Origin of the sequence: Alteromonas sp. AO-Serp, from assembly GCF_017849675.1 — a bacterium.
GTDB classification, from domain to species: domain Bacteria; phylum Pseudomonadota; class Gammaproteobacteria; order Enterobacterales; family Alteromonadaceae; genus Alteromonas; species Alteromonas macleodii.
This window is the reverse complement of the sequence record NZ_JAFLMX010000239.1, coordinates 1-24,222: the sequence shown is the minus strand read 5'-3', so window position 1 is coordinate 24,222 and position 24,222 is coordinate 1. Positions and strand designations below refer to the sequence as shown.

Annotated in this window: 16 protein-coding genes; 14 read left to right on the top strand and 2 right to left on the bottom strand. The window is 46.1% G+C overall.

The window, feature by feature from the left end:
• The first annotated feature begins 242 nt into the window (after positions 1–242).
• From rplK to tuf, 10 genes are all read left to right on the top strand, one after another.
• Positions 243–671, top strand: a complete 429-nt coding sequence (rplK, locus tag QVA83_RS16220; RefSeq protein WP_014951043.1) for a 50S ribosomal protein L11 — start codon at positions 243–245, stop codon at positions 669–671.
• 4 nt (positions 672–675) lie between these two features.
• On the top strand, positions 676–1,371 hold the full coding sequence (rplA, locus tag QVA83_RS16215) for a 50S ribosomal protein L1 (RefSeq protein ID WP_014951042.1): 696 nt from the start codon (positions 676–678) through the stop codon (positions 1,369–1,371).
• Between the two features lie 306 nt (positions 1,372–1,677).
• Complete coding sequence (rplJ, locus tag QVA83_RS16210; protein ID WP_014951041.1) at positions 1,678–2,196, top strand: 50S ribosomal protein L10; 519 nt, start codon at positions 1,678–1,680, stop codon at positions 2,194–2,196.
• Positions 2,197–2,253: 57 nt separating this feature from the next.
• Positions 2,254–2,631, top strand: coding sequence for a 50S ribosomal protein L7/L12 (gene rplL / locus QVA83_RS16205; protein WP_015068303.1), 378 nt, complete (start codon positions 2,254–2,256; stop codon positions 2,629–2,631).
• Between the two features lie 325 nt (positions 2,632–2,956).
• Positions 2,957–6,985 carry a DNA-directed RNA polymerase subunit beta gene (gene rpoB / locus QVA83_RS16200; protein WP_014977618.1) on the top strand — a complete coding sequence of 1,343 codons (4,029 nt, stop codon included), beginning with the start codon at positions 2,957–2,959 and terminating at the stop codon, positions 6,983–6,985.
• An 81-nt stretch (positions 6,986–7,066) separates the two neighbouring features.
• Positions 7,067–11,239: a DNA-directed RNA polymerase subunit beta' gene (rpoC, locus tag QVA83_RS16195; protein ID WP_039229319.1), complete on the top strand. Its 4,173-nt coding sequence runs from the start codon at positions 7,067–7,069 to the stop codon at positions 11,237–11,239.
• Between the two features lie 309 nt (positions 11,240–11,548).
• Positions 11,549–11,923 (top strand): 30S ribosomal protein S12, encoded by a 375-nt coding sequence (rpsL, locus tag QVA83_RS16190; protein ID WP_014951037.1) that lies wholly within the window; start codon positions 11,549–11,551, stop codon positions 11,921–11,923.
• Positions 11,924–11,998: 75 nt separating this feature from the next.
• Entirely contained in the window at positions 11,999–12,469 is a 471-nt protein-coding gene (gene rpsG / locus QVA83_RS16185; RefSeq protein WP_014951036.1) for a 30S ribosomal protein S7, read from the top strand.
• A 27-nt stretch (positions 12,470–12,496) separates the two neighbouring features.
• Positions 12,497–14,599 carry an elongation factor G gene (fusA, locus tag QVA83_RS16180; protein ID WP_014951035.1) on the top strand — a complete coding sequence of 701 codons (2,103 nt, stop codon included), beginning with the start codon at positions 12,497–12,499 and terminating at the stop codon, positions 14,597–14,599.
• Positions 14,600–14,662: 63 nt separating this feature from the next.
• A complete protein-coding gene (gene tuf / locus QVA83_RS16175; RefSeq protein WP_014977498.1) occupies positions 14,663–15,847 on the top strand; it encodes an elongation factor Tu in 1,185 nt (394 codons plus the stop codon).
• 363 nt (positions 15,848–16,210) lie between these two features.
• On the opposite strand, the gene QVA83_RS16170 is transcribed toward tuf, so the two are convergent.
• Complete coding sequence (locus QVA83_RS16170) at positions 16,211–17,098, bottom strand: TraB/GumN family protein (RefSeq protein WP_187447413.1); 888 nt, start codon at positions 17,096–17,098, stop codon at positions 16,211–16,213.
• A gap of 405 nt (positions 17,099–17,503) precedes the next feature.
• Between QVA83_RS16170 and QVA83_RS16165 the strand changes: the two genes are divergently transcribed.
• The 3 genes from QVA83_RS16165 (at position 17,504) to QVA83_RS16155 (ending at position 21,716) form a co-directional block, all read left to right on the top strand.
• Positions 17,504–18,469 (top strand): alpha/beta hydrolase fold domain-containing protein, encoded by a 966-nt coding sequence (locus QVA83_RS16165; RefSeq protein ID WP_287498678.1) that lies wholly within the window; start codon positions 17,504–17,506, stop codon positions 18,467–18,469.
• Between the two features lie 261 nt (positions 18,470–18,730).
• Complete coding sequence (locus QVA83_RS16160) at positions 18,731–20,944, top strand: TonB-dependent receptor (protein ID WP_039227035.1); 2,214 nt, start codon at positions 18,731–18,733, stop codon at positions 20,942–20,944.
• A 91-nt stretch (positions 20,945–21,035) separates the two neighbouring features.
• Positions 21,036–21,716: a Fe2+-dependent dioxygenase gene (locus QVA83_RS16155; protein ID WP_014951030.1), complete on the top strand. Its 681-nt coding sequence runs from the start codon at positions 21,036–21,038 to the stop codon at positions 21,714–21,716.
• Between the two features lie 56 nt (positions 21,717–21,772).
• Here the strand turns inward: QVA83_RS16155 and QVA83_RS16150 are convergent, their stop codons facing one another.
• Positions 21,773–22,870 (bottom strand): alpha-hydroxy acid oxidase, encoded by a 1,098-nt coding sequence (locus QVA83_RS16150; RefSeq protein ID WP_287498677.1) that lies wholly within the window; start codon positions 22,868–22,870, stop codon positions 21,773–21,775.
• Positions 22,871–23,242: 372 nt separating this feature from the next.
• On the opposite strand from QVA83_RS16150, the gene QVA83_RS16145 reads away from it, so the two are divergent.
• A partial coding sequence (locus QVA83_RS16145) for a TonB-dependent receptor plug domain-containing protein (RefSeq protein WP_287498676.1) occupies positions 23,243–24,222 on the top strand: 980 nt, incomplete at its 3' end.

Below are 24,222 nucleotides of genomic sequence, written 5' to 3'. Positions count from 1 at the left end.
TTTGATTATCCTTTCAAAATAAATGATGGGCTTCACACAGTGTGCGTAAAGCCAACATAACTCTGATTCACTTTGCCTATGAAAAATACTGACCTTTCGATGGTTTTTTATTCTAAATAGCCCTTGCATAGTAATTAATCACCTTATATAATGCGCGCCCTTTTAAACGGAAACGGGAAGCCGATTGAGCAAATAATCTCTGTATTTGCGAGGCGTTAGACCCAAACAAGAGAGCATGTAAAATGGCTAAAAAAGTAAGCGGTATTATCAAGCTTCAGGTTGCAGCAGGTGCTGCTAACCCAAGTCCACCAGTTGGTCCTGCACTAGGTCAACACGGTGTAAACATCATGGAATTCTGTAAGGCTTTCAACGCGAAAACAGAAAGCCTTGAGAAAGGCGCTCCAGTACCAGTAGAAATTACTGTATACGAAGATCGCTCTTTCACATTCGAAACTAAGACTCCTCCTGCGTCTTACCTGCTTAAGAAAGCAGCGGGCATCAAGAGTGGTTCTGGCCGTCCTAACACTGAAAAAGTGGGTAAAGTTACTCGCGCTCAGTTGGAAGAGATTGCTAAAACTAAAGAGCCAGACCTTACTGCAGCTGATCTAGATGCAGCGGTACGCACTATCGCGGGTTCTGCTCGCTCAATGGGCTTGAACGTAGAGGACTAATCGAATGGCTAAATTAACTAAACGCGCTCGCCTAATCCGCGACAAAGTTGACTCTACTAAAGAGTACGAAATCAACGAAGCAGTAGCGCTTCTTAAAGAACTAGCAACAGCTAAGTTCGCAGAAAGCGTAGACGTATCTGTTAACCTTGGTATCGATGCGAAGAAATCTGACCAAAACGTTCGTGGTGCAACTGTACTACCTAACGGTACTGGTAAAGACGTTCGCGTTGCAGTATTCACTCAAGGTGCAAATGCTGAAGCAGCTAAAGAAGCTGGTGCAGACATCGTTGGTATGGATGACCTAGCTGAGCAAGTTAAGAAAGGCGAAATGAACTTTGACGTAGTAGTTGCTAGCCCAGACGCAATGCGTGTTGTTGGTCAACTAGGTCAAATCTTAGGTCCACGTGGCCTTATGCCTAACCCAAAAACTGGCACTGTAACGCCTGACGTTGCAACGGCAGTTAAGAACGCTAAAGCTGGTCAGGTACGCTACCGTAACGATAAGAACGGTATCATCCACGCTAGCATCGGTAAGATCGCGTTCGAAGCGAACCAAATTCAAGAAAACCTTGAAGCGCTACTTGAAGCACTTAAGAAAGCTAAGCCTTCTTCTGCTAAAGGTACATACATCAAGAAGATCAGCCTAAGCACTACAATGGGTGCTGGTGTTGCTCTTGATAAGGCTTCTGTAGGTCTTTAATTTCGCTGAGCTTAGGCTCATCGAAATCTCTTAAAGGTTATGGGTTGGAGCTGTGACAATTAGCAGTGCTAATAAGCAGCTCCCGTCCTAGACCGCAGGTGCGGTGTGGTGAAAGAGGTAAGAGAACTTTCACAGTCAACACACTGCTTAATACAACAACCTGCGCAGACGGTGGTTTGACTCAGACTCTCTGGGGTAACAAACACCGTAGAGCGGTATCAACCATGAGGGTTGGTATCAATCTGTGAACCCTGACGGCGTAAGCGGGTAACCGCAAACAAAGTCAGATACAAAGAGGTGAACTCAGTGGCACTAGGTTTAGCAGCAAAAAAAGAGATCGTAGCAGAAGTTTCTGAAGTTGCGTCTCGCGCTCTATCCGTAGCCGTTGCTGAATACCGTGGGATGGAAGTTGCAGAACTGACTGACCTACGTGTTAAAGCTCGTGAGCAAGGCGTATACCTAAAGGTTGTACGTAATACTCTTGCAAAGCGTGCTCTAGCAGACAGTCAATTTGCAGACTTAGACAGCGCCTTAACTGGTCCGCTTATCTATGGTTTCTCTATCGACGCACCAGGCGGTGCGGCACGTCTTTTCAAAGACTTCGGTAAGACTAACGATAAGCTAAAAGTTACAGCACTATCTATTGGTAGCGGTCTTCTTGGTCCAGAGAAATTGGACGCAGTTGCAGCACTACCTACCCGCGACGAAGCGCTTGCGAAACTACTTGCAACCTTCAAAGCACCAGTTGGGAAATTCGTTCAAACAATCAACGAAGTTCCTGGCAAGTTTGTGCGCGTATTGGCGGCGGTCAAAGACACCAAGTAATTGGCGTTTTTGGCATATTGATTTTTTTAACATTTTATACCCAGGAGTTTAGAGAACATGGCTCTAACTAAAGAAGATATCTTAAACGCAATCGCTGAAATGCCAGTAATGGAACTGGTTGAACTAATCGAAGCGGCTGAAGAAAAATTCAACGTATCTGCTGCAGCTGCTGTTGCTGTTGCTGGTCCAGCTGCTGGCGGTGACGCTGCTGCTGCAGAAGAAAAGACTGAATTCGACGTTGTAATGACTTCATTCGGTGGCAACAAAGTTGCAGTTATCAAAGCAGTTCGCGGCGCGACTGGCCTAGGTCTTAAAGAAGCTAAAGAAGTAGTTGAGTCTGCTCCTAAAGCTATCAAAGAAGGCGTAAGCAAAGATGAAGCTGAAGCACTTAAGAAAGAGCTTGAAGAAGCTGGTGCAGAAGTAGAAATCAAGTAATCTGACATAGTCAGATTATTGCCTGAGACGGCAAGGCTGGTGGTTTTTTAAACCACCAGCCTTTTTGCGCTGTATAGTGTGTAGAATCTAACCCTTGGTTACACTACTTAAAGCGCCATTCGGAAATACCCATAAAAAGCATAAAAATCCAACAAGTTAACTAATAATTGGTTAAATTTTGTTGTATGCTGGTGTATCTGCCCGAAAAAGGGTTGTGGAAGTTTGTTGCTTAGTGCGCCATTTGAAACGTAGCTTTTAGCCCATAGCACGCGTTTTAAAGCATTTTGCAGCAGGTTGGGTCATAAATCAGCAGGCTGAGGAACCCATGGTTTACTCTTATAGCGAAAAGAAACGTATCCGTAAGGATTTTGGCAAACGCCCACAGGTATTGGAAATTCCATACCTTCTTTCAATTCAGCTTGATTCTTTCAAAAAGTTTATTGAGATCGATGCAGATGCTCAATACGGTTTGGAAGCAGCATTTCGTTCCGTTTTTCCAATTAAAAGCTACTCAGGTAGTTCAGAGCTTCAGTATGTAAGCTACCGCCTGGGAGAGCCCGTTTTCGACGTTAAAGAATGTCAAATTCGCGGCGTAACTTTCTCTGCTCCGTTAAGAGTAAAACTACGGTTAGTGTTGTTCGATAAAGACGCTGCGCCAGGTACCGTAAAAGATATTAAAGAACAAGAAGTGTACATGGGCGAGATCCCGTTGATGACTGAGAACGGTACGTTCGTTATCAATGGTACAGAGCGTGTTATCGTGTCACAGCTACACCGTTCACCTGGTGTATTCTTTGATCACGACAAAGGTAAAACCCACTCGTCAGGTAAAGTGCTTTATAACGCACGTGTAATTCCTTACCGTGGTTCGTGGTTAGACTTCGAGTTTGACCCGAAAGATAACCTATTCGTACGTATCGACCGTCGTCGTAAGTTGCCTGCAACGATTATCTTACGCGCACTTGAAATGACGTCTGAAGAAATCCTAGATACTTTCTTCGACAAAGTAAGCGTACGTATCGACAAAGACAAACTAATGATGGAAGTGGTTCCAGATCGCCTACGTGGTGAGACGGCTGCTTTTGACATCATTGACGGTGAAGGCAACGTTGTTGTTGAAACGGGTCGTCGTATTTCTGCGCGCCACACGCGTGCACTAGAAAAAGCCGGTCTTACAGAACTTGAAGTTCCAGCCGATTACCTAATTGGCCGTGTTTATGCAGCTACTTATGTAAACGAAGACACAGGCGAAGTGATTGTAAGCGCGAACGACGAACTAACCCTTGAAAACCTAGCGGCACTTAGCCAAGCGGGCATCAAAGAGTTCGAAACGCTTTACATCAACGAGCTAGATCACGGTTCATACATTTCAGATACGCTACGTATCGATTCTTCAACTAACCGCCTTGAAGCACTAGTTGAAATTTACCGTATGATGCGTCCTGGTGAGCCACCAACGAAAGATGCAGCTGAAACCTTGTTCGATAACTTGTTCTTCTCTGATGAACGTTACGACCTATCTTCTGTTGGCCGCATGAAGTTCAACCGCCGTCTTGGCCGTGAAGAACTTATTGGTGCTGGTACACTGGATAAAGAAGACATTATTTCTGTAATGAAGCAGCTAATAATGATTCGTGACGGTAAAGACGAAGTAGATGATATCGATCACCTAGGTAACCGTCGTATCCGTTCTGTAGGTGAAATGGCAGAGAACCAATTCCGCGTTGGTCTTGTACGTGTTGAGCGTGCAGTTAAAGAGCGTCTAAGCTTAGGCGACCTAGACAACGTGATGCCACAAGATCTTATTAACGCTAAGCCTATCTCGGCTGCGGTTAAAGAGTTCTTCGGTTCATCTCAGCTTTCTCAGTTCATGGACCAAAACAACCCGCTATCAGAAGTAACGCATAAGCGTCGTATTTCTGCATTAGGCCCGGGTGGTCTTACACGTGAACGTGCAGGCTTCGAAGTTCGAGACGTACACCCGACTCACTACGGTCGTCTATGTCCAATCGAAACGCCGGAAGGCCCGAACATCGGTCTAATTAACTCATTGGCAAGCTTCGCGCGTACCAATGACTTCGGTTTCCTAGAAACGCCGTTCCGTCGCATTGTAGACGGTGTCGTAACAGACGAAATCGATTACTTATCTGCAATTGAAGAAGGTCAATTCGCAATCGCTCAGGCAAACATCGCGTTGACTGAAGCAGGCGAGTTGGTTGACGACCTTATTCCATGTCGTCACCGCGGTGAAACTACCTTGATGCCGAAAGAAGACATCAAGTACATGGACGTTTCACCTCAGCAAATTGTTTCAATTGCTGCAAGCATTATCCCATTCCTAGAGCACGATGATGCGAACCGTGCACTTATGGGTGCGAACATGCAACGTCAGGCAGTACCTACACTACGCGCTGATAAGCCGCTAGTTGGTACCGGTATGGAAAGAACTATCGCGGTTGACTCAGGTGTTACTGTAGTTGCTAAGCGCGGTGGTGTGGTTGATTACGTAGATGCCAGCCGTATCGTTATTAAAGTAGACGAAGATGAAATGCTTCCAGGTGAAGCAGGTATCGATATCTACAACCTGACTAAGTACACGCGTTCTAACCAAAACACGTGTATCAATCAGAAGCCTACTTGTAGTGTTGGCGACCCGATTGTTGCAGGCGACGTGCTAGCTGATGGTCCTTCAACAGACCTAGGTGACCTTGCACTTGGTCAGAACATGCGTATCGCGTTCATGCCGTGGAATGGTTACAACTTTGAGGATTCAATCCTTATTTCTGAGCGTGTAGCGCAGGAAGACCGTTTTACTACTATCCACATTCAAGAGCTTAGCTGTATCGCTCGTGATACTAAGCTTGGGCCAGAAGAAATTTCTTCTGATATCCCGAACGTGGGTGAATCTGCACTAAGCAAGCTTGATGAGTCAGGTGTTGTTTACATTGGTGCGGAAGTGAAAGGCGGTGACATCCTTGTAGGTAAAGTAACGCCTAAAGGTGAAACGCAGCTTACGCCAGAAGAAAAACTACTACGTGCAATCTTCGGTGAGAAAGCGTCTGACGTTAAAGATACGTCTCTACGTGTACCTAACTCTGTTCACGGTACGGTAATCGACGTTCAAGTATTTACCCGTGACGGTGTAGAGAAAGACAAGCGTGCGCTAGAAATTGAAGATATGCAGCTACGTCAGGTTAAGAAAGACCTTACTGACGAGTTCGAAATTCTTGCAGACGGTATCTTCGCACGTGCACAAACTGCACTACTACGTGCTGGTGTTGACCAAGCTAAGCTTGACAGCCTGCCGCGTGAAAAGTGGTTTGAAATCGCACTTAACAGTGAAGATGCACAGCTAGAGCTAGACCAAATCGCTGATCAGCATGCTGAAATCAAACTTGATTTCGATAAGAAGTTTGAAGGTAAGCGTCGCAAGATCACTCAAGGCGATGATCTAGCCCCTGGTGTGCTTAAGATCGTTAAGGTTTACCTTGCGGTTAAACGTCACATCCAACCGGGTGATAAAATGGCCGGTCGTCACGGTAACAAAGGTGTTATCTCGACTATCCAGCCTGTAGAAGACATGCCATACGATGCTAACGGTACGCCGGTAGATATCGTTCTTAACCCACTAGGTGTACCGTCTCGTATGAACATCGGTCAGATCCTAGAAACGCACTTGGGTATGGCTGCACACGGTCTTGGTGTGAAGATTGATCGCATGATTAAAGAGCAGCGCGAGCTGGCTGAACTACGTGACTTCTTGAAGAAGGTGTACGAGCTTGGTGAGAATCACCAAGAAGTAGACATCGATAGCTTCACAGACCACGAAGTTCGTCGTCTAGCGGAAAACCTTCGTAAGGGTGTTCCAGTAGCAACACCTGTATTCGACGGTGCTCGTGAATCTGAAATCAAAGAAATGCTGAAGCTTGCTGATATTCCAGAAAGCGGTCAGATTGCTTTGTTTGACGGTCGTACCGGTCGCGAATTTGAGCGTCCAGTTACGGTTGGTTACATGTACATGCTGAAACTGAACCACTTAGTAGACGACAAAATGCACGCGCGTTCTACGGGTTCTTACAGCCTTGTTACACAGCAGCCTCTTGGTGGTAAAGCACAGTTCGGTGGTCAGCGCTTCGGTGAGATGGAAGTGTGGGCACTTGAAGCATACGGTGCAGCATATACCCTTCAAGAAATGCTTACCGTTAAGTCGGATGACGTTAACGGCCGTACCAAGATGTACAAGAACATCGTCGATGGCGACCACAGAATGGAACCTGGCATGCCAGAGTCATTCAACGTACTACTTAAAGAAATTCGCTCGTTGGGTATCAACATCGAGCTTGAAGAAAAGTAATACGGCGTTAGCCACGTAATGTTATGAGATGGCCCGGCGCTTGCGCCGGGCTCTAGAGACTGACTCCGCTGGGAGAGTAATGTGAAAGACTTATTAAAGTTTCTAAAGCAACAAAACAAGACTGAAGAATTCGATAATATTCGAATCGGTCTGTCTTCACCTGACATGATCCGTTCATGGTCATTCGGTGAAGTTAAAAAGCCTGAAACAATTAACTACCGTACGTTCAAGCCTGAGCGTGACGGTCTGTTCTGTGCGCGTATCTTTGGTCCGGTTAAAGACTACGAGTGTCTTTGCGGTAAGTACAAGCGCCTTAAGCACCGTGGTGTTATCTGTGAGAAGTGTGGCGTTGAAGTTACACTGACTAAAGTACGTCGTGAGCGTATGGGTCACATCGAGCTAGCTAGCCCGGTAGCACACATCTGGTTCCTTAAATCACTTCCGTCTCGTATCGGCCTAATGCTAGATATGACACTTCGTGATATTGAACGTGTACTTTACTTTGAATCATACGTGGTTACAGAGCCAGGTATGACTACGCTTGAGCGCAGCCAACTTCTTAACGAAGAAGAATACTTGGATGCACTTGAAGAGCACGGTGATGAGTTTGAAGCGAAGATGGGTGCTGAAGCAGTATTCGATCTTCTTACAGCACTAGACGTAGACGCAGACGTTGCGGCTATGCGTGAAGAGCTGCCTTCAATCAACTCTGAAACTAAGCGTAAGAAAATTACTAAGCGTCTTAAGTTGCTTGAGTCATTCCAACAGTCTGGTAACAAGCCAGAGTGGATGATCATGACGGTTCTTCCGGTACTTCCACCAGATTTACGTCCTCTAGTACCACTAGATGGCGGCCGTTTTGCAACGTCTGACCTTAACGACCTTTACCGTCGTGTAATTAACCGTAACAACCGTCTTAAGCGTCTTCTAGACCTAGCTGCTCCAGACATCATCGTACGCAACGAAAAGCGTATGCTTCAAGAGTCTGTTGATGCGCTTCTAGATAACGGACGTCGTGGTCGTGCGATTACCGGTTCTAACAAGCGTCCACTTAAGTCGCTTGCAGACATGATCAAAGGTAAGCAAGGTCGTTTCCGTCAAAACCTTCTTGGTAAGCGTGTTGACTACTCAGGCCGTTCTGTAATTACCGTTGGTCCTACGCTACGTCTTCACCAGTGTGGTCTTCCTAAGAAGATGGCACTTGAGCTATTTAAGCCGTTTATCTACGGTAAGCTTGAAGGTCGTGGTCTTGCGACAACAATTAAAGCAGCTAAGAAGCTTGTAGAGCGCGAAGCACCAGAGGTTTGGGACGTACTAGACGACGTTATCCGCGAACACCCGGTACTACTTAACCGTGCACCTACACTTCACCGTTTGGGTATCCAAGCATTCGAACCAACACTAATCGAAGGTAAAGCGATTCAGCTTCACCCGCTAGTGTGTGCGGCGTACAACGCCGACTTCGATGGTGACCAAATGGCGGTACACGTTCCGTTGACAATCGAAGCACAGCTAGAAGCACGTGCACTTATGATGTCAACGAACAACATTCTGTCACCTGCGAATGGTGAGCCAATCATCGTACCTTCACAGGACGTTGTATTGGGTCTTTATTACCTAACGCGTGACAAAGTAAACGGCTTAGGCGAAGGCATGGTATTCACCAGCCCGAATGAAGCAGAAAAAGCATACCGTACAGGTAATGCTGAGCTTCACTCTCGCGTTAAAGTACGTATTACTGAATATGACATCGATGAAGATGGCAACAAAACTGAGAAAGTAACGCTAACTGACACGACTGTTGGTCGTGCGATTTTCTCATTGATCCTTCCAAAGGGTCTGCCGTTTGAAATCATCAACCAAGCGATGGGCAAGAAGCAAATTTCAAGACTATTGAATGCTTGTTACCGTACGCTAGGTCTGAAAGACACAGTAATTGCTGCTGACCAAATCATGTATACCGGTTTCCACTACGCGATGATCGCGGGTGCGTCTGTTGGTATCGACGATATGGTTATCCCTGCTGCTAAGAAAGACATCATTGATGCAGCGGAAGCAGAAGTTATTGAAATTCAGGAACAGTTCCAAAACGGTCTTGTTACCGCGGGTGAGCGTTACAACAAAGTTATCGATATCTGGTCAAATGCCAACGAAAAAGTTGCTAAGGCCATGATGGATAACCTTAAGACTGACATCGTAATTAACCGCGATGGCGAAGAAGAAGAGCAATCATCATTTAACTCAGTTTACATGATGGCCGACTCGGGGGCTCGTGGTAGTGCCGCTCAGATTCGTCAGCTAGCTGGTATGCGTGGTCTGATGGCTAAGCCAGATGGCTCAATCATCGAAACCCCAATTACGGCGAACTTCCGTGAAGGTCTGAACGTACTACAGTACTTCATCTCAACTCACGGTGCTCGTAAAGGTCTTGCGGATACCGCACTTAAGACAGCGAACTCGGGTTACCTAACGCGTCGTCTAGTAGACGTTGCACAAGACTTGGTAATCACTAACGACGACTGTGGCACATTCGAAGGTGTTCAAATGACACCACTAATCGAAGGTGGTGACGTTGTTGAGCCACTACGCGAGCGTGTACTAGGTCGTGTGGTAGCAGAAGATGTACTTAAGCCAGGTACTAACGAAGTACTCGTAGAGCGTAACGTTCTTCTAGACGAAGCGTTAGTAGACATGCTTGAAGCTAACTCAGTTGACCAAATTATGGTTCGCTCGGTAATCACTTGTGACAACGACTTCGGTGTTTGTGCTAAGTGTTACGGTCGTGACCTTGCACGTGGTCACATGGTGGGTAGCGGTGAATCGGTTGGTGTTATTGCAGCACAGTCAATCGGTGAGCCAGGTACACAGCTTACCATGCGTACGTTCCACATCGGTGGTGCGGCATCAAGAGCATCTGCTGAGAACAGCGTACAAGTTAAGACTGCGGGTAGCCTTAAGCTACACAACGCGAAGTTCGTACGTAACTCTGACGGCAAAGTGGTTATCGTTTCTCGTTCAACAGAACTTACTGTTATCGACGAGCAAGGCCGTGAGAAAGAGCGCTATAAAGTACCTTACGGTGCTGTACTTAGCGTGGATGACGGTGCAACTATTGCAGCTGGCGACGTTGTTGCTAACTGGGATCCGCATAGTCACCCAATCATCACTGAACGTGCAGCTAAGATTAGCTTCGCTGACATTGATGACTCTAACACCGAAATGCAGCAAGACGAGCTTACTGGTCTAACCCGTATCGTTGTTAAAGACCTTGCGAAAGTAAACTCTAAAGAGCCTAAGCTAATTCTTGAAAGCGACGAGTTCGGTCTTCAAGAAATTCGTCTTCCAAGCTTCACAACCATCGAAGCGAAAGAAGGCAAAGTGGCTAACGAAGGTGACGTGCTAGCACGTATTCCTCAGGAAAGCTCGAAGACTCGTGATATCACGGGTGGTCTACCGCGCGTTGCGGACCTATTTGAAGCACGTAAGCCTAAAGAGCCTGCTATCCTTGCAGAAATCTCAGGTACTATCGGCTTCGGTAAAGAGACCAAAGGTAAGAAGCGTCTTGTAATTACACCTGCTGAGGGTGACGCGTACGAAGAGATGATTCCTAAGTGGCGTCAGCTTAACGTGTTCGAAGGTGAGAAAGTGGAAAAAGGCGAAGTTATCGCTGATGGTCCAGAGTCTCCACACGATATCCTACGTCTACGTGGTATCTCAGCTGTAGCAAACTACATCGTGAACGAAGTTCAGGAAGTTTACCGCCTACAGGGTGTTAAGATTAACGATAAGCACATTGAAGTAGTTATCCGTCAGATGCTACGCAAGTGCATTATCACTAATCCAGGCGATACGCAGTTCCTTGAAGGCGAACAGGTTGAAGTATCGAACGTTAAAGTGGCTAACCGTGAAATTGAAAAACACGGCAAGATCCCAGCGCAGTACGAAACACAGCTGCTTGGTATCACTAAAGCGTCACTGTCTACTGAGTCATTTATCTCAGCGGCATCGTTCCAAGAAACAACACGTGTTCTAACTGAAGCTGCGGTTCAAGGTAAAGAAGATGACCTACGCGGTCTGAAAGAAAACGTAATCGTTGGTCGACTAATTCCAGCGGGTACAGGTTTCGCTTACCACGAACGCCGTGCACAACGTCGCAAAGAGCAAATCGAAGAAATGTCAGTTTCTGCTGCTGAAGCAGAACAGGCACTAACCGAAGCGCTTAATGCTGGTGCAGACGAAGATACTGCCGAATAAGGCAAGATCATAGGAGTACGTTAACGTACTCCTAACAATTTGGCAGTCATGTTGTACAGATTGCAGATAAATTAACTGCTTAACCTTTGTACACCTTGACAGTCAGAGCGATGATCTTTAATATTCCGCGACCCGATTTTGGATAGCCAATAAGTGGCTCGATAAACGGTCGCGGTTTTTTGTATCAGAGCTCAGTGAATGTTGACGAGCACAATGTTCACAAACAAGAGCGATTAAGCAATTAATCGTATTAATATGGACCCAATCACAGTGATTGGGTTTTCGTAGTTTTTAATCAGGAGCTAGTTAATGGCAACAGTTAACCAGTTAGTGCGCAAGCCGCGTAGAAAGCCCGTTGAAAAAAGCAACGTAGCTGCTCTACAAGCTTGTCCACAAAGACGTGGTGTATGTACTCGTGTATATACTACTACGCCTAAGAAACCAAACTCTGCACTACGTAAAGTATGTCGTGTACGTCTAACTAACGGTTTTGAAGTTTCTTCATACATCGGTGGTGAAGGTCACAACCTACAAGAGCACAGTGTAGTACTTATCCGTGGTGGTCGTGTTAAAGATCTACCAGGTGTTCGTTATCACACAGTTCGCGGTACTCTTGACTGCGCAGGTGTAAACGATCGTAAACAAGCCCGTTCTAAGTACGGCGCGAAGAAGCCTAAGTCATAACGGTTCTCCGTTAGTAAGGCCAAACTGAAGTTTAAGAGTTTTGGGTTTTCCCTGAATTCATACGGAGAATAGAAAATGCCAAGAAGAAGAGTCGTAGGTCAACGTAAAATCCTACCAGAGCCAAAATTTGGTTCACAACTGCTTGCGAAATTCATGAATGTCGTAATGCTCGACGGCAAAAAGTCAGTCGCTGAAAAAATCGTTTACGGTGCGCTTGATATTGTTGCTGAAAAAACCGGCAAAGCACACCTAGATATCTTCGAGGAAGCGCTTGATAACATCCGCCCAACAGTAGAGGTTAAGTCTCGTCGTGTTGGTGGTTCAACTTATCAGGTTCCAGTTGAAGTACGTCCAGTTCGTCGTAACGCGCTAGGTATGCGTTGGATGGTTGAAGCTGCACGTAAACGTGGCGAAAAGTCTATGGCACAACGCCTAGCGGCTGAAATGCTAGACGCAGCAGATAATAAAGGTTCAGCGGTTAAGAAACGTGAAGACGTTCACCGTATGGCCGAAGCAAACAAAGCGTTTGCTCACTACCGTTGGTAATCAACGTTATTTAACTGAGAGAGATTTATGCCTCGTAAGACCTCGATTGAGCGTTATCGCAATATTGGTATTGTGGCTCACGTGGACGCGGGTAAAACCACGACCACAGAGCGTGTTCTGTTTTATACAGGACTGTCTCACAAAATCGGTGAAGTGCACGATGGTGCTGCTACCATGGACTGGATGGAGCAAGAGCAGGAGCGTGGTATTACTATCACGTCTGCTGCAACGACTTGTTTCTGGTCTGGTATGGAGCAACAGTTCGATCAACACAGGATCAACATCATCGACACCCCTGGACACGTTGACTTTACTATCGAAGTAGAGCGTTCATTGCGTGTACTAGACGGTGCAGTTGTTGTTTTCTGTGGGTCTTCTGGGGTAGAACCTCAATCAGAGACAGTCTGGCGACAGGCTGACAAATATCAAGTGCCACGCCTTGTGTTCGTTAATAAGATGGACCGGGCTGGCGCTGATTTTGAACGTGTTGTGGGTCAAATCCGCAAGCGTTTAGGCGCAAACTGTGTTCCGATTCAAATCAACATGGGCGCTGAAGAGAATTTCCATGGCGTCATCGACCTTGTGAAGATGAAAGCCATCAACTGGAATGAAGAAGACATGGGTATGACATTTACCTATGAAGACATTCCGGCTGAATATTTAGATACCGCTGAGCAGTACCGCACAGAAATGATCGAAGCGGCTGCAGAAGCATCTGATGAGCTAATGAATAAATACTTGGAAGGTGAAGAGCTTTCTGAGGAAGAAATTCGTTCAGGCCTTCGTCAGCGTACGCTGAACAACGAAATTGTTCTTGCCACCTGTGGCAGTGCCTTCAAAAACAAAGGTGTTCAGGCAGTACTAGACTCTGTTATTCATTATCTTCCGTCTCCAACAGAAGTTAAGGCCATCACTGGTGTACTTGACGACAAAGACGAGACAGAAGCAGAGCGTCATTCAAGCGACGATGAGCCGTTCTCAGCGCTAGCATTTAAAATAGCGACCGACCCATTTGTGGGTACGCTAACCTTCTTCCGTTGTTACTCTGGTGTAGTAAACACGGGTGATACGGTTTACAACCCTGTTAAGGGCAAGCGTGAGCGCTTTGGTCGTATTGTGCAAATGCACGCGAAAGACCGTGAAGAAATTAAAGAAGTACGCGCAGGTGACATCGCTGCGGCCATTGGCCTTAAAGATGTAACAACCGGTGATACGCTTTGTGACCCTAACCATGTTATTACGCTAGAGCGTATGGAGTTCCCTGAGCCGGTAATTTCAATTGCGGTTGAGCCTAAGTCGCAAGCTGACCAAGAGAAAATGGGCATAGCCCTAAGCAAGCTTGCAGCTGAAGATCCGTCATTCAAAGTGAAAACTGACGACGAGACAGGCCAGACGATTATCTCAGGTATGGGTGAACTTCACCTTGATATCATTGTCGACCGCATGAAGCGCGAATTTAAAGTTGAATGTAACGTAGGTAACCCTCAGGTTGCTTATCGTGAAACCCTTCGTAAATCTGTTGAAGTTGAAGGGAAGTTCGTTCGTCAGTCAGGCGGCCGCGGCCAATTTGGTCATGTATGGCTGCGCATTGAGCCTCAAGAAGAAGGTTCAGGCTACGAATTTGTGAACGAAATCGTCGGTGGTGTGGTACCAAAAGAGTTCATTCCAGCGGTCGATAAAGGAATTCAGGAGCAGATGCGAAGTGGTGTTCTTGCAGGGTATCCGGTACTTGATGTAAAGGTTACGCTGTTTGACGGTTCATACCACGATGTTGACTCTTCTGAAATGGCGTTTAAGATCGCCGGCTCTATGGGTTTCAAAAAAGGCGCCGCAGAAGCAAATCCGGTGTTACTTGAACCCACAATGAAAGTTGAAGTGACTACTCCAGAAGACTGGATGGGTGATGTAGTTGGTGACATTAATCGTCGCCGCGGCATGATCGAAGGTATGGAAGATGGCGTCGCAGGTGTTAAAATAATACGTGCTAAAGTGCCGCTTTCAGAAATGTTTGGCTACGCAACTGACTTGCGTTCACAAACACAAGGTCGTGCTTCATACTCAATGGAGTTCTTCAATTATTCTGAGGCGCCGAACAATGTGGCGCAGGCTATTATTGAATCTAGAATTTAATCTAAATGAAGGTTCGGTCCGGTCTATTGGTGGGTCGGACTTTTAACTTAGGAAACGAGAAAAATGGCAAAAGAAAAGTTTGAACGTACGAAACCCCACGTAAACGTGGGTACAATCGGCCACGTTGACCACGGTAAAACTACGCTAACTGCAGCAATCACTACAGTTCTTTCAAAGACTTACGGTGGTAACGCACAGGCTTTCGATCAAATCGATAACGCGCCTGAAGAAAAAGCACGTGGTATCACCATCTCTACTTCACACGTAGAATACGATACTCCTACTCGTCACTACGCACACGTAGACTGCCCAGGACACGCTGATTACGTTAAAAACATGATCACTGGTGCTGCTCAGATGGACGGTGGTATCCTAGTAGTTGCTGCGACTGATGGCCCTATGCCACAGACTCGTGAGCACATCCTACTTGGTCGTCAGGTTGGTATTCCTTACATCATCGTATTCATGAACAAGTGTGACATGGTTGACGATGAAGAGCTTCTAGAGCTAGTAGAAATGGAAGTTCGTGAACTTCTAAACGAATACGAATTCCCAGGTGATGACCTACCAGTTATCCAAGGTTCAGCTCTTAAAGCGCTTGAAGGCGACGCAGAGTGGGAAAAGAAAATCATCGAGCTTGGTGAAGCGCTTGATTCATACATCCCAGAGCCAGAGCGTGCAATCGACAAGCCGTTCATTCTTCCAATCGAAGACGTATTCTCAATCTCAGGCCGTGGTACAGTTGTAACGGGTCGTGTTGAGCAAGGTATCATCAAGGTTGGTGAAGAAGTAGAAATCGTAGGTATCAAAGACACTACTAAGACTACTTGTACTGGTGTTGAGATGTTCCGTAAGCTTCTTGACGAAGGCCGTGCAGGTGAGAACGTTGGTGTTCTTCTACGTGGTACTAAGCGTGATGAAGTTGAACGTGGTCAAGTACTAGCTAAGCCTGGTTCAATCACTCCACACGTTAACTTCGAAGCAGAAGTATACGTACTATCTAAAGATGAAGGTGGCCGTCATACTCCATTCTTCAAAGGCTACCGTCCACAGTTCTACTTCCGTACAACTGACGTAACTGGTGCTGTAGAGCTTCCAGAAGGCGTAGAAATGGTAATGCCTGGTGACAACCTTAAATTCAAAGTTGAGCTAATTGCTCCGATTGCGATGGAAGAAGGTCTTCGTTTCGCAATCCGTGAAGGTGGTCGTACAGTAGGTGCTGGTGTTGTATCTAAGATCCTAGACTAATCTAGACTTAGCAACACAAGCCAAAAAAAGCGCACTTAGGTGCGCTTTTTTATGCCTGCGATTTGAAATATCGGGAGTGAAGCCCCATCAAAAACACGCCGTGAAGCCATCCATGGCGGCTTCGCAGCAGCGTCCCTGCTGCTGAGAGTTTTTGATGGGGCTTCACTCCCTCCGCAATCTGTATACCAGAAAGCTTTGGAGAGAGGAGGGAGCTCGCCGTAAACCCATCCTTGATTTTACGTAAGAGCTCCGATACCGCATCCCTGCGGTGTCAGGTTTAGAGAGCGATTTCCCTCTGTGCTAGGCATAAAAAAGCTAGAACTATGCCTAGCTTTGATATTTAGGTCGGTAGCAACAAGGGGGTTACATTTGCTCGACTTTGTAGCCTTTCGCTTTTAATAAGGCGATAACACTGTCATCGCCAACTAGGTGGCCAGCACCGACTAAGACAAATTCTTGGTCATCATCGCCAAACATGGCTTCGATTTGAGGTAGCCAGTTTTGGTTGCGCTTAGTAAAAACATCGTCGTACGAAGCGGGAGATTCACGTTTGAATGTGTCTACCACCAGTTCATCGATTTTCTGAGTATTCCCTTCTCTCCATGCTTTTATGGTGCTTTTAAGCATGTCTTTTAGTTCTGGTAGCGTTTCCAAAGTTTCAGAAATGAGGCGGTCTTCTTCACCGGCTCCCATATTGGCAAGCATACTGATTTGAAAATCTAACGATTCCAGATATTCACTGGCTTTTCCGTCGCGAGCAGCTAACTGCATGAAGTAGGCATCTACACCTTGTCCAGCTAACTGAGAGCGTTGTGCTTCCATAGCTACCAGCATTGATGCAACCATGCCTGGCTTAAATTGCGCTAACTGATCGGCTGTTGCGCCAAAGTTGGCTAAATATACATTGAGAGCCTGATAGGTCTCTTCTGATACATCATCTTTAAGCGACTTACCGTCTTTGTAAGCTAGCCCAGCCATCATTTTTTGCTGACCTTCAATATCCGTTGGGGCAGGCATTTTTACTTCAAAAACTAAAGTGTCACTTTTTTCATAGGTTTCAGTGAACGTAGCAGGCAATGGAAATTCAGAGATTGGCAGAATATGTATTGTACCACCTACATAAACCGCATCATCGCCTTTCGACACTTTCCAAACTGAGGTCTGGTCGTGCTCTACATTTCCTGCAAAGGCTGTTGCCGAAATAGCGAAACCTGCCGCCATTGCCCATTTACGAAGGGGTATTCTTTTCATTGTATATATCCTTATTAATTATTCTACCAAGATGTCTTAGAGTGTATTGGCTACATGCAGCTTAATTCTTCCTGTCTGCCCTCAAAACACGCTGCGCTCGACTAGTATTTCCAATCATATCAGATGCACAACCAAGTAAGGACTGATCTTCAATACAGATTTTATTACACTTTGTTGCGTCACTTTGATGTAGAACCACTATACCTGCGGTAACACGCCGCGGTCGCGAACATTTCAACTCTCGCTGAGTGAGTAATTATCTCTGCGGACTGGTATAAACTATATGTTAAAGCTTCGGGCGAGTTAATACGTTACGCTATGCACTCCATATTCGGTGTAGGCTGGTAGGATTCATACATTCTTGGCACCAACTCGCTGTTTATTAACGTTAACACTTCAAAAATAATGTCAAAACCTAACGAACCAAAAACACAGACCGTTAGTGATGCTCTTAAGCATGCTATCGAAAAATTTCCGACGACACCTATCGCAGAGGTTAAGGCAACGGTACCTCAAGATGCTGCACGTTGGCGGGAGCTGGTGCAGCAACGAAATGCGCAGCAAAAGAAAAAAATAAAGAACATGCGCAAACAATTAGGTGTCAGTGTGGAGTTACTGGAAATAGCCGGCGTAACAGTTCGTATGCTCACGCCGAAAGAGGTGTCACCCCATTTTGAAAACCATGTTTATATAGACGTGCATGGGGGCGCCTATGTATTTTTTGGCGGCTTGCCGAGTATTGAAGAAGGGTTATTGATTGCATCACGGTTAGGAATAATCGTATTGAGTATAGATTACGCTATGCCGCCAAATGCCCCAGCACCTGCCACGCTTTGTGATTTAAAAGCTGTATACCTAGCGCTTTTAGATAGCGTTGACAGTCGTTGCATCCTCGTTGGAGGGACATCCGCAGGCGCCGGGCTGGTTCTTGCGCTTATACAATCACTAGCCGCCGAGAGTATAAGCCTTCCTTGCGCTATCTATACAGGCACACCATGGGTAGATTTAACGCAGGCAGGGGATAGTCGACAAGTTAATGAAGGTGCTGATCGTGTACTGGTTACCTACGAAGGACTACTACAATCTGCGGCAGCGCTTTACGCTGGAACTATCGACTTATCACACCCTAGTGTTTCGCCTATTTATGGTGACTTTACTTCGTTTCCGCCTGTTTTCATCGTGGCAGGAACACGCGATCTATTTTTAAGTGATGCAGTCCGTCTGCATAGGAAAATTCGCGATTTCAACGGTACGAGTCAACTTGAGATTGTGGAAGGACTGTCTCATGCCGAATACCTCATCGCCCATGAAACTCCAGAGTCTTATATGACTTATGATGAATTACGGGCATTTTTCTTACAGCATCTCTAGCTCAATTCTACAAAACCATACTGTTACAAAACACTTTTAGCCAACGAAAAAGAAAGCCATATAAGCTTGTACTTATTCTTAATCAACCCGCGTTTTATCAGTTCTGACTGTCAGTTTAGTGTAAATTTGTAAAAGCATATGCAAATAATAATAATTTGCATTTAGTTTAATCTCTCTGTATTTTACTCGGTGCCAAAATTCAACTCGGTACATTTAGGCATTTAATCACACACTTAAAAGCACTAAAGGGACTTCTTTTTCATGAAGAAAATGAATACAAAAAAAAGCGCATTAGCGCTGACAGTCACCGCAGCAATACCATTTGGAACTGCACTCGCTCAACAAGAGAATACCGCAGTTCAAGAGTTAGAAACCACCAAGGTTCAAGCTACCGAAGAAGCGGGTTATAAAGTTGACGAAACCTCTTCAGTAAAGCTAACGCAACCCATCGCGAATACCCCTCGTTCGATCAACGTGATTTCAGAACGCCTTCTTGAAGATCAGGGGATTACCAATTTAAACGATGCGCTTCGAAACGTTGCAGGCGTATCAACGTTTGGTGGTGGTGAAGGTGGTGGCGGTGTCGTGTCTGCCAGCGACAAGGTCACCATTCGTGGTTTTGATGCACGCTCAAATATCTATGTAGACGGTATTCGCGATATAGCCGGTTACAGCCGCGATACCTTCAACTACGAAGCTGTAGAAGTTATCAAGGGCGGAAGCGGCTCGTTAGACGGCCGCTCTACCGGTGGTGGTAGCGTTAACCTAGCAACTAAACGTGCGCGACTTGAAGATTTTGGTGCAGTGTCAGGTCGCTATGACTCCTTCGAGAACGCACGTGTAACACTGGATTACAATAAGAAGCTTTCTGAGAGTGTTGCCGGCCGTTTAAACCTGTTATACAGCGATGGCGGTGACTTCTTTGACAATGGCGTTGAGGAATACCAAACCACTGGTGTGGCGGGCTCATTACTTTATAAAGTGAATGAAGCAACAGACATAAACCTTGATGTATTTGTGATGGAGCAGGATAACGTACCGGTGCTTGGTCTTCCCTTCCTAACTTCAGCGGCTGCAGAAGCTACAGGTCAGCCCGAAGGACCGATAGATTCGGGTTTATGGGACGAATATTACAGTGTGCCGGGCCGTGACTTCGAAGAAGTGTCGACACAAATGTACACCTTAGTTATCAATCACAAAGTAAACGACGTGGTAACGCTTCGTAGCCAAACCCGTTTTGGTAGCAACGAAAAAGAGTCAGTAATTGGTCGTCCGTGGTGGAATTCAGGTGAAGAAGCTAACCTATTGAATGCTGAGCGCTTGCAAGCATTGGACGAAGAGACTGATTTATTTGTATCACAACTAGACGCAATTCTTTCACTTGAATCAGGGGCTTTGAAGCATCGAGTTGTGCTGGGTGCAGAAGTAGCAGAAGAAGAGCGTACCAGTTTTGGTGTGACAGCAAATTACACCTATGTCGATGGGCAAGGCAATGTGTTGGAAGCTCCCACCATTAACCCTTTCGACTTGCAAAACAACGTGTTTGTAACAGGAGGTACAACGCGTAGCGGCAATGACACTTCGGGTGATGCGAGCACGGTAGCCTTATATCTTCTAGATACCATCAAAGTCGGTGAGCACCTTCAAGTAGACATAAATGCGCGTTATGACGATTTTGATATCTCCGGTTCTGCGTGTGGTCGACGTAGCGGTTGTTTCGATGGGCTCGACGCTCAAGACAGCTACTTTAGCTACGGTGCAGCGGTGAGCTATATGCCTACAGAGAACGGTAATATTTACCTAAGTCACAGTAATTCTAAGCAGCCGCCCGGCGTAGCGTTAGCGCTATCAACCAACGCCGCGCAAAATGCGGTAAGGCCTGAAAATGCAGTAACCACTGAACTTGGTGTGAAATGGCAGTTCTTTAACGACCAGCTACTTGTTAGCGGTGCTGTGTTTGAAACTACGAAAGACGTGGTCGATTCACAAAATATTGAAGACGGTGTTACAGTGTATTCGCTAGCGGGTGAGCAAGAGTCTAAAGGCTATGAAGTCAGCGTTACAGGTATGCTAACGGACTCACTATCAATCTCTGCGAACTATGCGAGTTTAGATACTGAAGTTACCCAGGACACGACAGCGGATTCTATCGGTAACGGTCTACAAGCGTCGCCAGATGATACGGCTAACATTTGGGTTAACTATGCTGCAATGGATAACAAACTGAATGTGGGCGGTGGTATCTATTACAACTCTGGTGAAACCTACTGGCGCAGAAATACGGCTTATTTCACGGTCGATTCTTACACTACGCTTTTCCTAATGGCATCTTATCAAGTGACAGAGGATCTAAAGCTTCAGTTAAACGTTGATAACTTAACAGATGAAGAGTACGTGGTAGATTACAGCGCTAAAGGGCACTTCCGTCCAGGGAACCCTCGAAGTGTAGCTGTCTTTGCTAACTATACTTTCTAATTGAGTATTCGTTATTATAAAACCAGCCTTAGGTAAAAAGACCTCTGGCTGGTTTTTTATATTTTACTCGCTTTGCCACAATGGGAACATCATGCTGGTTAGAATTGAGAACTTCCTTACCAAACAAGAAGTCACCGATGCGGTGTCGCTTCTTGAGAAAGCCGATTGGGTTGATGGCGCTGTAACAGCGGGGCATTTAGCGTTACATGCCAAGAAAAACCTGCAGTTGCCTGAAGATTCTCCCACGGCACGTCAGCTCGGAGATTTCATTTTGAGCTTGATGGGTCAGTCGCAGCATATTCTTGCAGCAGGATTACCAAACAAGATATACCCTCCCATGTTCAACTGCTATCAGAGTGAAGGAGAGTTTGGCGATCATATCGACAATACCATTAGGCGAGTGGCAGGAACCGCTGTAAAGGTTCGTACAGATATCTCAATGACGGTTTTTCTCAGTGAGCCCGAAGAATACGAAGGGGGAGAGCTCGTGATCCAAGATACTTATGGAGAGCAGCGTGTGAAATTCGCGGCGGGCGATATGGTAATGTACCCATCAACCAGTTTACATAGAGTGACGCCAGTTACAAAAGGCCGTCGGCTCGCGTCCTTTTTTTGGATGCAAAGTTTAGTAAGAAGTGCTGAACAACGCCGTATTCTGTACGACTTAGATATGAGTATTCAGGCACTTAGCGCCGAGACGCCTAATAACGCTGAAATTGTCAGGCTTTCGGGTGTGTATCACAATCTGTTAAGACAGTGGAGTGAAACCTAAGCTTAAAGACCTGCAAGTAGTGCGAGTTTGCGCGGTGAAATTTTCTAAGAAATTGACTAAGCTGTGGGCCATAAACAGTGCTTATTTATTTCTTCTATGGAGCCTACGCCGCAAAGCGCCATTGTCATTTCAAGCTCGTCTCTCAACAATCGAATAGTGTGAGCAACACCTAATGCCCCCGCCGTGGCTAACCCGTACATCAGAGGCCGACCAATAAGCACGGCGTTAGCACCCAGTGCCATGAGCTTTACCACATCAGCGCCTCTGCGCACACCGCTGTCGGCCAGTACCATCATTTCATCACCAACCGTTTGGCGAATAATAGGAAGCATTTCTACCGGTGAAGGCACGCTGTCCAAAGCACGGCCGCCGTGATTCGACACTACAATACCCGCTACGCCAAGTTCCGCTGCTTTTTGAGCGTCCAGTGGATTAAGAATACCTTTCAACACAATGGGCAATGACGTGTGTTGCTGGATAAAAGCAATATCGTCCCATGTAGGAGCCTGTGCCATAAGCCCTTGGAATACCACGCTCTTGCCTTCTCCGGGGTGCATTAAGGGAGGAGGCGTATCTATATTGACCGCGCGCACATTTGGAGGGAGCGAAAATTCAGCTCTCTGCTCACGGTTTCGCAAGCCGTTAATTGGCGCATCGATGGTGATTACCAATGCTGAAAACTGAAAATGTTCTGCTTTTTGTATGAGTTCTAGAGTTTGTGAAAGGGTAGGTTGAACATAGAGTTGAAACCAGCGGGGGCTTTCCACCTGACTAGAAATATCTTCAAAGGAGCAACTGGCTAACGTGCTCATCACCCATAAGCCGCCTTGAGCTTGTGTTGCCATCGCCGTAGCAATCTCACCATCGGGATGCGCTAACGCTTGATAAGCAACAGGCCCTGAAATTATAGGGTGTTCAAACTGCTGCCCTAACAACGTGGTTTTAGTTCCCCCCAGTTTGACATCTTTCAAAGCGCGGGGAAGTAAACACAGGTCGTCTAGTTTTTCTCGATTTCTTCGCATCGACAATTCATCTGCAGAGCCACCGGCAATATACGCCCACGATTGTGGAGTTAGTCGCTCCCGAGCCAGGTTCTCGTAATCAGACAGTGCTGCAAGGGTTTTAGGAATTGTATTTAGCGGTGTTTTAAGCATATTCGTCAGTTTTATGTAAAGAAAGTAAAAGGCCTTTCAATATTAATTAAATTGCAAATGATAATAATTGTCATTAAGATGCAGTGCGATTTGAGCACGATTAGCCACTTCTTGCAAATAAGAAGAGAAATAAAGCGATGAAAATTCCCTTTGACAGACAGGGGATGCAAGTTTCTACGGATAGTCTCACTTTTGGGCATTCTTTCTTGGAATAACAATAATCACACCAATTGCCCTAACTCAAATAGTTAGTGCTTTGCTCATGTTTGGCGTTAGAGCCATTTATGAAGTTAAGCCGCGCGTAACAAGACACAACATTTTGAAATGGCGAGCCACTGGCTGGCCAACACTCAACACATTAAGGATTATCAAATGCCTGTAAATGGTAAGCGCATTATTTTGTTAGGAACCCTGTTTCCCATGTTGTCAGCGGGTGTGCTGGCGCAAAGCGAAGAGATAGAAACGCTCGACACCACCGTTGTGCAATCTGCGTCTGAAGAGCTGAAGCAAGCCCAAGGCGTGTCTATCATTACGGAAGAAGATTTCAAACGTCGTCCTGTCACTAACGATATCGCTGAAATTGTAAGAACCATGCCGGGTATCAACCTTACAGGTAACTCAAGCTCAGGACAGTATGGCAACAAACGTCAAATCGACATTCGCGGAATGGGTCCAGAAAATACGCTTATTTTAATTGACGGCAAGCCAGTGTTGTCGCGTAACTCTGTAAAAATGGGCCGTTCAGGCGAGCGAAACACACAGGGCGACAGCAACTGGGTTCCAGCTGAAGCGATTGAGAGCATTGAAGTTATTCGTGGTCCAGCAGCAGCTCGCTATGGCTCTGGCGCATCAGGTGGTGTTATCAATATTATCACTAAGTCTCCTGATGAAGCTTCTACCTCTATCACCGCTCAGACCGAGCTTTCTTCAAATAAATACGAAGGCGACAACCGTCGTTTTAACCTAGTAACAAGTGCGCCTTTATCTGAGCGTTTCTCTCACCGCACTATTGTTAACTACAACGAACAGGACGCTGACGACCCACGCGTAAATTTAGACGCAACAGACGTAACTACGGGCCGCGGCGGTACAGCAAAAGCGGTAGGTGCAGGACGTGAAGGTGTTGAAAATATCGACGTGCGTACTCTTGTTCGCTTCGACCAAGATGATATTAATCGCTGGGACTTTGAAGCAGCCTATAGCCGCCAAGGCAACCGCTATGCCGGTGACAATGCATTTCAAGGCGTAAGCTACCCCGTTGACGAAAACGGCAACGTCATCATACCTGAACCTGAAGACCTGGCAGAAACTGATGCTCAGAGCCTAATTGGTGAAGAAACACTAGTAATGCA

What these genes read in the sequence shown, in the direction of transcription:
- rplL (WP_015068303.1), top strand. Translation starts at nt 2,254, where the DNA reads ATGGCTCTAACTAAAGAAGATATCTTAAACGCAATCGCTGAAATGCCA.
- rpoB (WP_014977618.1), top strand. Translation starts at nt 2,957, where the DNA reads ATGGTTTACTCTTATAGCGAAAAGAAACGTATCCGTAAGGATTTTGGC.
- rpsG (WP_014951036.1), top strand. Translation starts at nt 11,999, where the DNA reads ATGCCAAGAAGAAGAGTCGTAGGTCAACGTAAAATCCTACCAGAGCCA.
- QVA83_RS16160 (WP_039227035.1), top strand. Translation starts at nt 18,731, where the DNA reads ATGAAGAAAATGAATACAAAAAAAAGCGCATTAGCGCTGACAGTCACC.
- rplA (WP_014951042.1), top strand. Translation starts at nt 676, where the DNA reads ATGGCTAAATTAACTAAACGCGCTCGCCTAATCCGCGACAAAGTTGAC.
- rpsL (WP_014951037.1), top strand. Translation starts at nt 11,549, where the DNA reads ATGGCAACAGTTAACCAGTTAGTGCGCAAGCCGCGTAGAAAGCCCGTT.
- QVA83_RS16155 (WP_014951030.1), top strand. Translation starts at nt 21,036, where the DNA reads ATGCTGGTTAGAATTGAGAACTTCCTTACCAAACAAGAAGTCACCGAT.
- QVA83_RS16170 (WP_187447413.1), bottom strand. Translation starts at nt 17,098, where the DNA reads ATGAAAAGAATACCCCTTCGTAAATGGGCAATGGCGGCAGGTTTCGCT.
- fusA (WP_014951035.1), top strand. Translation starts at nt 12,497, where the DNA reads ATGCCTCGTAAGACCTCGATTGAGCGTTATCGCAATATTGGTATTGTG.
- tuf (WP_014977498.1), top strand. Translation starts at nt 14,663, where the DNA reads ATGGCAAAAGAAAAGTTTGAACGTACGAAACCCCACGTAAACGTGGGT.
- QVA83_RS16150 (WP_287498677.1), bottom strand. Translation starts at nt 22,870, where the DNA reads ATGCTTAAAACACCGCTAAATACAATTCCTAAAACCCTTGCAGCACTG.
- QVA83_RS16165 (WP_287498678.1), top strand. Translation starts at nt 17,504, where the DNA reads ATGTCAAAACCTAACGAACCAAAAACACAGACCGTTAGTGATGCTCTT.
- rplK (WP_014951043.1), top strand. Translation starts at nt 243, where the DNA reads ATGGCTAAAAAAGTAAGCGGTATTATCAAGCTTCAGGTTGCAGCAGGT.